9 protein-coding genes are annotated in these 12497 nt (G+C 69.0%); 2 read left to right on the top strand and 7 right to left on the bottom strand.

The features are described from left to right. Positions 1 to 7: 7 nt before the first annotated feature. Entirely contained in the window at positions 8 to 1330 is a 1323-nt protein-coding gene (gene aptA / locus KCG34_RS02630; RefSeq protein WP_211938853.1) for an omega-aminotransferase AptA, read from the bottom strand. A 148-nt stretch (positions 1331 to 1478) separates the two neighbouring features. Between aptA and KCG34_RS02625 the strand changes: the two genes are divergently transcribed. Continuing rightward, on the top strand, positions 1479 to 2027 hold the full coding sequence (locus KCG34_RS02625) for a type II toxin-antitoxin system RelB family anti-toxin (protein WP_211938852.1): 549 nt from the start codon (positions 1479 to 1481) through the stop codon (positions 2025 to 2027). On the opposite strand, the gene KCG34_RS02620 is transcribed toward KCG34_RS02625, so the two are convergent. Beyond that, positions 2028 to 2870, bottom strand: coding sequence for a class I SAM-dependent methyltransferase (locus tag KCG34_RS02620; protein WP_211938851.1), 843 nt, complete (start codon positions 2868 to 2870; stop codon positions 2028 to 2030). It lies immediately after the preceding gene. Positions 2871 to 2932: 62 nt separating this feature from the next. Continuing rightward, on the bottom strand, positions 2933 to 4546 hold the full coding sequence (locus KCG34_RS02615) for an FMN-binding glutamate synthase family protein (RefSeq protein ID WP_211938850.1): 1614 nt from the start codon (positions 4544 to 4546) through the stop codon (positions 2933 to 2935). 117 nt (positions 4547 to 4663) lie between these two features. On the opposite strand from KCG34_RS02615, the gene KCG34_RS02610 reads away from it, so the two are divergent. Further along, positions 4664 to 6139, top strand: coding sequence for a carotenoid oxygenase family protein (locus KCG34_RS02610; protein ID WP_211938849.1), 1476 nt, complete (start codon positions 4664 to 4666; stop codon positions 6137 to 6139). Between the two features lie 16 nt (positions 6140 to 6155). On the opposite strand, the gene KCG34_RS02605 is transcribed toward KCG34_RS02610, so the two are convergent. Genes KCG34_RS02605 through KCG34_RS02590 form a run of 4 tightly spaced genes read right to left on the bottom strand, consistent with a single transcriptional unit; the run spans position 6156 to position 12426 of the window. Further along, positions 6156 to 6965, bottom strand: a complete 810-nt coding sequence (locus KCG34_RS02605) for a DUF1295 domain-containing protein (RefSeq protein WP_211938848.1) — start codon at positions 6963 to 6965, stop codon at positions 6156 to 6158. 39 nt (positions 6966 to 7004) lie between these two features. After that, positions 7005 to 10046 carry an efflux RND transporter permease subunit gene (locus KCG34_RS02600; RefSeq protein ID WP_211938847.1) on the bottom strand — a complete coding sequence of 1014 codons (3042 nt, stop codon included), beginning with the start codon at positions 10044 to 10046 and terminating at the stop codon, positions 7005 to 7007. Then, positions 10043 to 11089: an efflux RND transporter periplasmic adaptor subunit gene (locus KCG34_RS02595; protein WP_211938846.1), complete on the bottom strand. Its 1047-nt coding sequence runs from the start codon at positions 11087 to 11089 to the stop codon at positions 10043 to 10045. Before KCG34_RS02595 ends, KCG34_RS02600 begins: the two co-directional genes overlap by 4 nt. Further along, positions 11089 to 12426 (bottom strand): TolC family protein, encoded by a 1338-nt coding sequence (locus tag KCG34_RS02590; protein ID WP_211938845.1) that lies wholly within the window; start codon positions 12424 to 12426, stop codon positions 11089 to 11091. The genes KCG34_RS02595 and KCG34_RS02590 overlap by 1 nt, the downstream gene beginning before the upstream one ends. Between the last annotated feature and the right edge of the window lie 71 nt (positions 12427 to 12497).

Raw genomic sequence — 12497 nt, 5'->3', positions numbered from 1 at the left:
GGCGAAGCTAGGCCACCCGCGCGATGCTCTCGCCCAGCATGTTGACCATGGCGTCGATCTGAGCCGGTTCGACGATCAGGGGCGGCGACAGGGCCATGATGTCGCCGGTGACCCGAACGCCCAGGCCATGGTTGAAGCAGTCGACGAACACGTCGTAGCCGCGCTTGCCCGGCGCCCCTTCGCGCGGCGCCAGCTCTACACCGGCCACAAGGCCGATGGTGCGGATATCGATCACGTTGGGCAGGCTCTTCAGGCCATGCACCGCCTCCTCCCAGTGGGCGGCCAGGCTGGCGGCGCGGGTCAGGAGGCCCTCGCGCCGATAGATCTCCAGGGTCGCCAGGCCCGCGGCGCAGGCGGCCGGGTGGCCGGAATAGGTGTAGCCGTGGAACAGCTCGATCATGCCCTCCGGCCCCTGCACCAGGGCGTCGTGCACCTCGCGGCTGGCGAACACCGCGCCCATGGGGATGGCGCCGTTGGTCAGGCCCTTGGCGGTGGTCACGATGTCCGGCTTGACCCTGAAATATTCGGTGGCGAACGGCGTCCCCAGGCGCCCGAAGCCGGTGATCACCTCGTCGAAGATCAGCAGGATGCCGTGGCGGGTGGCGATCTCGCGCAGGCGCTCCAGATAGCCGACCGGCGGCAGGAGAACCCCGGTCGAACCCGCGACCGGCTCGACGATCACCGCGGCGATGGTGTCGGCGCCGTGCAGCGCCACCAGCCGCTCCAGATCGTCGGCCAGTTCGGCGCCGTGCTGCGGCAGGCCCTTGGTGAAGGCGTTCTTCGCAGGATCGTGGGTGTGGCGCAGGTGGTCGGTCCCAGGCAGCAGGGGCCCGAAGGTGCGGCGATTGTTGACCAGGCCGCCGACGCTGATCCCGCCGAACCCGACCCCATGATAGCCGCGCTCGCGACCGATCAGCCGGGTCCGCCCCGGCTGGCCGATGGCCTTCTGGTAGGCGAGCGCGATCTTCAGCGCCGTGTCGACCGACTCAGAGCCGGAGTTGGTGAAGAACACCCGGTCCAGCCCGCCCGGGGCGATATCGCCCAGTTCCTCGGCGAAACGGAAGGCGATCGGATGGCCCATCTGGAACGACGGCGCATAGTCCAGCTCGCGCAGCTGCTGCCCCACAGCGTCGGCGATCTCGCGCCGACCGTGGCCGGCGTTGACGCACCAAAGCCCCGCGGTCCCGTCCAGGATTCGACGCCCATCGTCGCTGGTGTAGTACATGCCCTCGGCTCCGGCGAGCAGGCGCGGGGTGGCCTTGAACTGCCGGTTGGCGGTGAACGGCATCCAGTAGCGATCGAGCTTGGGCGCGTTGGTCGAGGCGGTCATGGGGAAGTCTCCTGTTGCGTGAAGGAGACCGCGATGCGCCGCCAGCCACAAGGCGTTTTCTTCGCGTCTGCAAGGCCTTGAATTTCGCGGGCGATTTTCCAGGTGTTGCGATATATTCAACACCTACAACACGGGGTCGGAGGCGCGGGTGGAGTTCGAGGTCGGCGAGCGGCTGCGCTATGTGCGCGAACGGGCGGGCCTGTCCCAACGGGTGCTGGCGAAGAAGGCCGGTATCACCAACTCCACCGTCTCGTTGATCGAGTCCGGCCGCACCAACCCCTCGGTAGGGGCCCTGAAGCGGATCCTGGATGCGGTGCCGATCGGCCTGGCCGACTTCTTCGCCCTGGAGCCCGACCGCGACCGCCAGGTCTTCTACCGCGCCGGCGATCTGGTGGAGATCGGCAAGGGGTCGATCTCCTATCGCCAGGTCGGCCGCAACCTCTCCGGCCGCGCCCTGCAAATGCTGGTCGAATGCTACGAGCCGGGCGCCGACACCGGCCGCATACCCCTGACCCACGAGGGCGAGGAAGGCGGGGTGGTGATCGCCGGCCGCATCGAGGTCACTGTCGACGATCAGCGGCGGGTGCTCGGCCCCGGCGAGGCCTACTATTTCGACAGCCGCCGCCCCCACCGCTTCCGATGCGTCAGCGAAGAACCCTGCCGCATCATCAGCGCCTGCACCCCGCCAAGCTTTTGATCAGCCAACCTTCTCGAACTTCAGGGTCATGCGGTCGCTCTCGCCGATGGCGTCGTACTTGCTGTGGTCGAAGTTCGGGTTCGGCGGCTTGCCGTCCGGGGCCGATTGGCGGGTCGGGGGCAGGGTCCAGACGCCGAAGGGATAGTCCTTGGTGTCCTTGGGGTTGGCGTTGATCTCCGAGCGGGCGACCAGCTTGAAGCCGGCCTTCTTGGCCTCGTCGATGACGTAGCTTTCCGGGATGTAGCCGTTTCCCTTGGCCGGGTCCGAGCCTTCTGGCGCACGATGATCCTCGATGGCCAGCACCCCGCCGGGCTTGAGGGCGGCGTGGAAGTCCTTGAACGCCTTCTGGATGAACGGCCCGACCCAGTTGTGGGTCTCGCGCGAGACCAGCACCAAGTCGACGCTGCCCGCCGGCGCCAACGCTCCCGAATGCGGGCCAAAGCCCGCAACCGCAACGTCGCCGAAGGTCGCGTGATTGGCCACATACTTGGCCTCGATGGACCGCCGCTCGCGCTTGTCCTCCTCGCTCACCTTGGGATCGTTCAGGTCGGCGGTGGCGGCGATGTAGTGGCCCCCGGTCTGGGCCAGGAAGGGCGCGATGATGTCGGTCCACCAGCCGCCGCCCGGATTGACGTCGATCACAGTCTGGCCGGGCCTCAAGCCCCAGAAATTCAGGGATTCCTCAGGGTGGCGATATTTGTCGCGAGCCTTTTCCTTATCGGTCCGCGGCCCCGTCTCGATCACCTTGTGCAGGATCGGATCGGCCGGCGTCGCCAGGGCCAGGCCCGGCGTCACGGCGAGCGCTGCGCCGGCAAGAAGAATTCCGCGTCGATCGAGGGTCATGGGCGCCCTTCCCTTGTTGTGTTTGCGTGCATATTGGGCCGACGGGCCTGCGGCGCCAGGGCTCAGGCCATCACCGGGTCGAAGCTCTCGGCCGACGCCCGGTCCCAGTTGGTGCGATAGAAGCTGTCTTGACAGGCGCCGTCCACCAGGGACCGCGCCGGCAGGAAGGTGTGCAGATCGGCGAATTGTCGGACCTCGGTGGCGCTGACCCGGCGCACCAGATGATGCGGCCCCAGCTTTTCCGGCCGCTCGACCCCGGCCGCAGCCAGCATGTCGGCCAGGGCTTTGAGGGTGTTGCGGTGGAAGTTGTAGACCCGCTCGGCCTTGTCGGTGACCACCAGCGCCTTCTGGCGCCCCGGGTCCTGGGTCGCCACCCCGGTCGGGCAGTGGTTGGTGTGGCAGCTCAGCGACTGCACGCAGCCGATGGCGAACATGAAGCCCCGCGCCGCATTGGCCCAGTCGGCGCCGATCGCCAGCACGCAGGCGATGTCAAAGGCGCTGACGATCCGCCCGGCCGCGCCGATCTTGATCTGGCCGCGCAGGCCCGCGCCCACCAGGGTGTTGTGAACGAACAACAGGCCTTCCCGCATCGGCGCGCCGACATGGTCGCTGAACTCCTCCGGCGCGGCGCCGGTGCCGCCCTCGCCGCCGTCGACGACGATGAAGTCCGGTCGGACGCCGGTCTGCAGCATGGCCTTGACGATGGCCATAAGTTCCCAGGGGTGGCCCAGGCACAGCTTGAAACCCACTGGCTTGCCGCCGGACAGCTCGCGCAGCTGGGCGATGAAGCCCATCATCTCCAGCGGCGTGGAAAAGGCGCTGTGGCGCGGCGGCGAGATGCAGTCGCGGCCCATGGGCACGCCGCGGGTCTCGGAGATCTCCCGGCTGACCTTCTTGGCGGGCAGGATGCCGCCGTGACCCGGCTTGGCCCCTTGGCTGAGCTTGATCTCGATCATCTTCACCTGGTCGGTGGTCGCCTGGGCGCGGAACTTCTCCGGATCGAAGCGGCCGTCCTCGGTGCGGCACCCGAAATAACCGCTGGCCACCTCCCAGACGATGTCCCCGCCCATCTCCCGATGATAGGGGCTGATGCTGCCCTCGCCGGTGTCGTGATAGAAGCCGCCCTTCCTGGCCCCCGCATTCAGGGCGCGGATGGCGTTGGCGCTCAGCGAGCCGAAGCTCATGGCCGAGATGTTGAACAGCGAGGCGGAATAGGGCTTGGCGCACAGCTCGCCGCCGATGGTCACGCGAAAGCTTTCCGGGTCCGCATGCGCCGCCGGGCAGGTCGAATGGCCGATGAACTCGTAGCCGCTGCGATAGACCTCCAGCAGGGTGCCGAAGGGCTGCTCGGCCGGCAGCCCCTTGGCCCGCTCGTAGACCAGGCTGCGTTGGCTGCGGGTGAAGGGCGCAGCCTCTTGGTCGGCCTCGAACAGGTATTGGCGCAGCTCCGGCCGCACCAGTTCGACGATCCAGCGGATATGGCCGATCACCGGATAGTTGCGCTGGATCGAATGCCGGGTCTGGATCAGGTCGATCACGCCCAGCACGCTCAAGGCGGCGCCGGCGATCCCCAGATAGACGCCCTTGCTCCACCAGGGCAGGACCGCAAAACCCAGCACCGCCCCGGCGAGGCAGAGGGCGAAGGCCGTATAGCGACTAGGCGTGAACTTGCCCATTGAGCCTCCTTGAGCTTGGCCGGACCGTCGATGATCCGTCGCACCGACGTCAAGGCCCTTGCGCCGCCGCCGGCCCGGCCTAACCTCCCTTCCGGGCCCCGATCCGGAGACAGCGCAATGAAGCTAGACCGCTTGCCAAGGGTCCGCACCACGCTGCAGCCCAGCAACCATCCCTATCTCAACGGCGCCTGGACCCCGCTCCACGAGGAGGTCGACGCCGAGGACCTGGAGGTGCTGCAAGGCGCGATCCCGGCCGACATCGACGGGGTCTATCTGCGCAACACCGAAAACCAGATCCACCAGCCGCTCGGCCGCTACCACCCCTTCGACGGCGACGCGATGATTCACCAGATCGGCTTCAAGAACGGTCGCGCCAGCTATCGCAATCGATTCGTCCGTACACGGTGTTTCCAGGCCGAACAGGAGGCCGAAGGCTCGCTGTGGGGCGGCCTCGCCGATCCGCCCAGCCTGGCCAAGCGTCCCGGCTATGGCGCCCATGGCGCGCTGAAGGACAACGCCTCAACCGACATCGTGGTCCACGCCGGCAAGGCCATCGCCACCTTCTACCAGTGCGGCGAAGCCTATCAGCTCGACCCGTTCACGCTGGAGACCCTGGGTGTCGCCCCCTGGGGACCGCTCGACGGGGTCTCGGCGCATACCAAGGTCGATGAGGCGACGGGCGAACTGCTGTTCTTCAACTATTCCAAGCACGCCCCCCACCTGCATTTCGGCGTGGTCGACCGGGAGGGGCGCCTTGCCCGCTACCAGCCGATCCCCCTGCCCGGCCCGCGCCTGCCGCATGACATGGCCTTCAGCGAGAACTGGGCGATCCTCAACGATATGCCGGTGTTCTGGGACGCAGACCTCCTGCAGCGGAACATCCACGCCGTGCGCCTGCATCCCGGCCTGCCCTCGCGCTTCGCCCTGGTCCCGCGCCGCGGCGACGGCGAGGTGCGCTGGTTCGAGGCCGAGCCGACCTATGTGCTGCACTGGCTGAACGCCTATGAGGATGGGACCGAGGTGGTGCTGGACGGCTATTTCCAGGAAGAGCCGACGCCGCGCCCGCGCAAGGACGCGCCCGCCGGCTTCGAGCACATGATGGCCTATCTCGACGAGCACAGCTTCCGCCCCAAGCTGCACCGCTGGCGCTTCGATCTCGCCATCGGCCGGACCCGCGAAGAGCGGCTGTGCGACGAGATCGTCGAGTTCGGCATGTTCAACCAGCGCTTCGCCGGCCGCCCCTATCGCTACGCCTATTCCACCGTGAGCAAGCCGGGCTGGTTCCTGTTCACCGGCTTCGTCAAGCACGACCTGAAGACCGGCGAAACCCGGCGGTTCGACCTGCCCGAAGGCGTCTATGCCAGCGAAGCCCCCTTCGTCCCGCGGATCGGGTCCACCCAAGAGGACGACGGCTATCTGGTCAGCTTCCTGACCGATGAGAATACCGGCGGCTCCGAATGCATCCTGCTGGACGCCCGCCGCATCGAGGATGGCCCCGTCTGCCGCATCGCCCTGCCGCACAAGCTCTGTAGCGGAACGCATTCCTGCTGGGCGGACCGGGCTTTCGTTGAGAACGGCGTCGCGGTGCGGTGATTTCCCGTGAGCGACCTCAGGGCTCCGCCACAAGTCTCTTTGGCGGCCACGGAATGAACCCGGAGGTGCGGCGGACATAGGCTTCATAGTCGGGCCGGCTACGGCGCATCCGTCCTTCGACCGTGGGCACGCCGCTGAAGCGGGTTAGGAGGAAGGTGATCAGGATCGGGCCTGGCAGGGCCCAGAGGCCGGCGCGAGTCTCGGCGGCGATCAGCCAAAGGCCCCACCACAGGCACGCGTCCCCGAAATAGTTGGGGTGGCGGGTGTAGCGCCAGAGGCCCCGGTCCATGACCTTGCCCTGGTTGGTCGGGTCGGCCTTGAAGCGGCTGAGCTGCCAGTCGCCGACGCTCTCGAAAATCAGGCCGATGAGCGCGAACCCGGCGCCCGCCCAGCCCAGCGGCCCAAGCATCGCCGGCGCCGGATCGAGCTGGCCCAGCTGCACCGGCAGGCAGACCACGAACTGCAGCGGCGCCTGCAGAGCGAACACAAGGAGCAGCGAGGCCTTGGCGAAGCCCCAGCCTCGCTCGGCCTCGGCCTTGCCCAGCATGGTCTTGTAGCGCCGGTCCGGCCCATGGCCGCGCCAGCGCAGCAGGAGATAGGTTCCAAGCCTCAGGCCCCAGGCGGTGCAGAGCGCGACCAGCACCAGCTTACGCGGGCTCGCCGGCCCGGTTTCGAAGAAGCTGGCCCAGGCCAGCACCACCATGCCGAACGCCCACCAGCTGTCGACAAAGGTCACGTCGCGGATCGCCACCCCGATCCGCCAGAGGATCAGGAAGCAGACGAGGGTGACCCCAAGGTTCTCGGCGAGCAGTTGCAGCGTGGCCATGGCGAAACGGACTACGCCACCAAACCCCGCCCGGATCAATCAGGCTCGTTTTCGACTGAGCGCCTCGAACAGGGCCGGCAGCACCATCAGCACCAGGGGCGCGCCGGCCAGGAGGCCGGAGATGATGGCGATGGCCAGGGGCCGCTGCATGGCCGAGCCTTGCCCGAGGCCCAGCGCCAGAGGCGACAGGGCCAAGATCGCGATCACAGCCGACATCAGGATCGGCCTCAGCCGCGCCAGGCCCGCTGTTGTCAGGTGGCTGGCGTCCACGTGCTGGTCCAGCTCGACCTCGGCGAAAAAGAAGATGGCCAGCTCGGTGATGATCCCCACCACCATGGTCAGGCCCATCAGGGCTGAGATGTTCAGCTCGGTCCCTGTGGCCCAAAGGCCGACGAACACCGCCGCCGCCGCCATCAGCACCACCGCCAGGACGCTGATGACCACCCGCCAGCGCTCGAACAGGTAGAGCAGCAGGAGCGAGACCAGGAGCAGGGCGGCGGCGAACACCACGGCCAGGTCCACGAACGAACTCTGCTGCTGGGCGTAGAGGCCGCCATATTCGATGCGCACCCCGGCCGGCAGGGCGAGGCCGGCGATGGTCTTCTTCACCTCGGCCATGGCCGAGCCCATGTCGCGGTGCTCGAGCCGCGCGGTGACGCCGACGAAGGGCTGCAGGTCCTCGCGGGTGATCTGCTGCTGGCCGGGCTCGACCACTACCGTGGCGATGCGCGACAGCGGCAGGTCGTGCCCATCGGGGGCATGAAGGCGCAGATTGGCGATGGCGCCGACCCGGTCCCTCAGCGAAGCGCCAGTCCAGACCCGCACGCCATAGAGCAGCTCGCCCTTCTGCACCTGGGTCGCGACCTGCCCGCCGACGAGGTCTTCGAGCTGTTTCGACACGGCGTCGGGATCCAGGCCCTCCAGCGCGGCTGCGGGACGGTTGACCTTGACCACCAGGGCGTCGCCGGCGACCCGCAGGCCGTCCACGACCTCGACCACGCCGTCGATCTTGCCGATGGCCGGGGCGATGGTCTTGGCCGCCGTCTTCAGGGCGTCGGGATTGGGGCCGAACAGCTTGATCTCGATCGGCTGCGGCACCGCGGTCAGGTCGCCGATCAGGTCTTCCATCAGCTGGGCGATCTCGACGTCCAGGCCCGGGACCTCGGCGCCAACGCGCTGGCGGATCTCGGCCATCACCTCCTCGACCCCGCGGCGCTTGCCTTTCTTCAGGTGGATGAAGAAGTCGCCTTCGTCGGCCTCGGTCAGGCCCCCGCCCAGCTGGGCGCCGGTGCGGCGGGAATAGCTGTCCACGTCGGGGGTCGAGCGGATGATCTCCTCAACCTGGCGCAGCAGCCGGTCGGTGTCGCTGAGCGCCGCGCCGGGCTTGGCCTTGTAGTCGAGGACGAAGCCGCCCTCGTCCATCTTGGGCATGAAGCCCGTGCCGAGCTGGCTGTAGGCCAGGCCGCCCAACCCTAAGAAAATGGCCGCGATAACGCCGACCGCCAGCAAAGGCCGCCCCAGCGTCCAGCCGATGGCCCGTTGATAGCCGCCGGCGATCGGATGGGTCATGCGGTCGGCGGCGTCGGCCGCCTCCACGTCCTGGCGGCGCACCCAGGCCTGAGCCAGCACAGGCGCCACGAACAGGGCGAAGAGCAGCGAGATGATCAGGGCCGCGCTCATGGTCACGGCCAGGGCCTTGAAGAAGCCGCCGGTGACCCCGGTCAGGAAGGCCAGGGGTGCAAACACCACCACGGTCGACAGGCTGGAGCCGATCAGCGGCCGGGCCATCTCGCCAGCGGCGGCTAGGATGCCGCTCTTGGCCTCGGCCTCCGGCGCCTCCTGCAGCCGGCGCATCAGGTGCTCGAGCATCACCACCACGTCGTCGACCACCAGGCCGACAGCCGCGGCCAGACCCCCGAGCGTCATCATGTTGAAGCTCATGTGCAGCACGAACAGCAGCAGGCACGCGCTGGCCAGCACCGCCGGCAGCATGATCGCGGTGATCAGCATGAGCCGCGAGGAGCGCAGGAACAGGAACAGCACCGCCCCGGCCAGGAGCGCGCCCAGGAAGATCGCGTCCCGCACGCTGCCGGCCGCACCGGTGACGAGTTCGGTCTGGTCGTAGAAGGTGGCGACATTGATGTCGGACGGAGTGTGCTTGGAGAGCTCGGCGAGACGCGCCCGCACGGCCTTGGCCAGGGCCACGCTGTCGGCCTCGGGGCTCTGGCGGATATTGACCAGCACTGCATCACGCCCCTGGGCGGTGATCCGGGTCCACATCGGCGCCGGGGCGAGCTGGATCTGGGCGACGGCGCTCAGGGGCACGACCCCTGCGCCGGGCGTGGCGCCGGTCTTGACGGCGATCTGGCCGAGGTCGGCGGCGCTGGAAAGGCGCGTGTCCACCAGGGTCAGGTAGAGCCGGTGGCGATCCTCCAGCTTGCCGACCGCATTGACCACGTTGTTGGCGGCGATCGCCTTGACCACGTCGTCGGCCGAAAGACCCAGCGCCTGCAGCCGCGCCGGGTCGATCAGCACCTGGTATTCCGCCTGTCCGCCGCCCAGCACGTCGACGGCCGCTACGCCGGGGACCGAGGCCACCAGGGGGCGAAGCTGCAGGTCGACGAACTGGCGCACCTTGACCGGATCGCGGCTTGGAGAACTGACCGCCAGGCCCAGGATCGGGAATACGGTCGGGTCCATGCGCTTGACCGTGAAGCGCACGCCAGGCGGCAGGTCGGGCATGGCCGCATTGACCGCCGCCTCGGTCTGCAAGGTGGCCGCCACCATGTCGTGACCCCAGTCGAAGCTGAGGGCGATGTCGGCCGCGCCGCGGCTGGTGGTGGAGCGGATATGGCTGACCCCGGGCACGCCCCGCAGGGCCTCCTCCAGTGGCCGGGTGACCTGGATCTCGGTCTGGTCGGCCGCGCGGTCGCCGGCGTCGATCGACACCACCACCCGCGCGAAGTCCACATGCGGAAACAGGCTGACCGGCAGGTTCAGCGCAGCCGCCAGCCCCGCGACGGTCAAAAGGATGAAGGCCAGGACGACAGAGCGCACGTGGCCGGTGAGCCAGGCCTTCATTTGTCGTCGTCCGCGGCGGGCTTGGCCGCCTTGCCTTCGCGGACGGCCATGCCGTCGTCCAGCGCCGAAGCGCCCTCGACCACGATGCGCTCGCCGGCGGAGAGGCCGTTCAGCACCGCCACGCCGTCACCGCTCTCGGCGCCCAGCTTGATATCGCGCCGGTGCGCGGCCGACTTCTGCTCGACGAACACATAGGGCTGTTCCTGGTCGTACAGCACCGCGGCGCGCGGGATCACCACCACGCCCGCCTGCTGGCGAAGCGCGATCACGCCCTTCAGCGGCTGACCGGGGGCGAAGGCGCCGGCCGGGGCCTCGACCAGGGCCGAGGCGAGCTTGGTCTGCGCATCGAGGCGCGGGTCCACCGAGACCACCTTGGCAGTCCGTTCTTCACCGCCCGCCAGAGGTGTGAGCTGCGTCTCGGCGCCCGCACGCAGGTTCGCAGCGGCGGAAGGTTCGACGCCCAGGCGCACGCGCAGGCTGCTCAGGGTCCCGATCTTGGCCACCGTCGCGCCCTGGGCGGCCTGGTCGCCGACGCTCAGGGCCAGTTGTTCGACCACCCCGGCCGCCGGGGCGCGCAGCACCAGGCCAGCGCCGCCCCGCGCCGCCAGGGACTTGGCGTTCTGCACCGCAGCCTCCGCCGTCGCCTTGGCGGTCTCCACGTCGGCGTCGCTGTCCAGGCCCTCGGCCCTGAGCCGCTGGGCCCGGGCATAGGCCTTGGCGGCGGCGTCGGCGTCGGCCCTGGCCTTGTTCAGGTCGAGCTGGCTGGTGGGGCTGGCCTTCAGCTCGACCACCGCCTGACCGGCGGTGACGCGCGTCCCTGGCGGCGCCAGCACCTTGTCCACCACCGCCTCGACCGGCGCGGTCAGGCTATGCTCGCCGTTGGGACTGAACTCGGCTGCGCCATAGGCGGTGACGGTGTCGGCGACCGAGGCCTTGGCGACCACGGCGGTGGTGACCAGGGCGGTCGGGGTCGGCTCCTTGTCGGCCTCGCCCTTGGAGCAGGCGGCCAGGGCCAGGAGGGCCAGCAGAGGTGTTCGTCGCATCATCGGCTCTGGTCGCCTGTCAGGGGAGCGCCCACGGCCAGTTCAAGGGCCACGGTCTGCTCGGCGATGGATTGGTCGAGGGCCGCGAGGGCCAGTTCCTTGTCGGCCACGCTCTGACGAGCCGTGTCGCCGGTCGCCCTCGCGATGTCACCGCGCGCGACGGCCTGTTCGGTCGCGGCGGCGATGGTCTTCAGCGGCGCGACCTGGGCGGCCATGTCGCTGCGCTGACGGCGCGCCAGCTTCAGGGCCTCCACCAGATCGGCGATATCGGCCCGCGTGGCGAACAGGCGCGCCGCATATTCCGCGCGGAGCTGCTCGCGTGTCGCCCGGGCGATGGCGATCCCGCCCGCATTGCGGTTCCAGACCGGCAGGGTGAAGTTGACCTGTGGGCCGATGGTCTGGTTGTTGGCGGTGTCCTGAGCCCGGCTGATGGTCAGTTGCAGGCTGGGGAACTGGTCCATGACCGCCTTGCGGGTGGTCGCCTCCTGGCTGTCGTAACCGGCCTCCAGCGCGCGCAGATCCAGCCGGGAGGCGCGGGCCTTGGCGAACAGGGCCTCGGCGTCCAGCGCCCCCTCAGCAGGTGCGGGCGCAGAGATGCGGATCACCGTGTCGGGGCGCACGCCCAGGAGCCGGTTCAGGTCCTGCCGCGCCGCGCCGAAATCGCGCTCGGCCTGCAGCGCCTTGTCATTCGCCTCGGCGGCGGCGATGCGGCGGGCCTCGATGTCGTCGGCCTTGACGTCGCCATGCGACGCCGCCTCCAGGGTCTGGGCCAGGGTCTGGCGGGCGATGTCGCGCGCCTGCTCGTCGAGGGCCAGGGCCTGGCCAAGACCCACGATGCGCGCCGCCAGCAGCCGCGCTTGGCCCGCTGTCTGCCATTCCTGCCAGGCCAGGTCGTAGCGCACCTGGTCGCGGGCGCGTCGGGCGATCTTCAGCGACACCCCGCGCTCGCGCAGGGCGTTCAGCTCCACCGCCACCTGGCCGGTGAAGGCGTTGGTCGTGTCGGGGCCGGAGATCAGCTGGTCGGCGCCCAGGGTGATGGAGGGATCGGGCAGCAGCCCGGCGTCGAACACCTGGGCGTCGGCCACCTTGGCCTTGGCGCGGGCCGCCTTCAGGTCCGGGTTGGTGACCACTGCGATCAGGCCCAGGGCTTCCGGCGTCAGGGGTTGGGAAAGGTCGATCACCACGGGCTTCAACGGCGCCGGCGGATGGCTTGCGACCTCGGCGGCGACGCTCGAAAGATCGGGTTGGCGCAGATCCGCCTCGGCCTCGTCCTTCAGCGGCGCCGGCTGATAGGTCGCGCAGCTGGCCAGGCATGCGCCCGCCGCGATCAGCGCCATCCAGCCTGCCTTCGACCTCAAAGCACCACCCTCGAAATCTCCCTCGTGATGTTCCCGTAGATCACCAGGCT

Origin of the sequence: Phenylobacterium montanum (assembly GCF_018135625.1) — a bacterium.
GTDB lineage: Bacteria > Pseudomonadota > Alphaproteobacteria > Caulobacterales > Caulobacteraceae > Poindextera > Poindextera montana.
The sequence above is the reverse complement of the archived record's forward strand: the minus strand, read 5'-3'. Positions and strand labels throughout refer to the sequence as shown.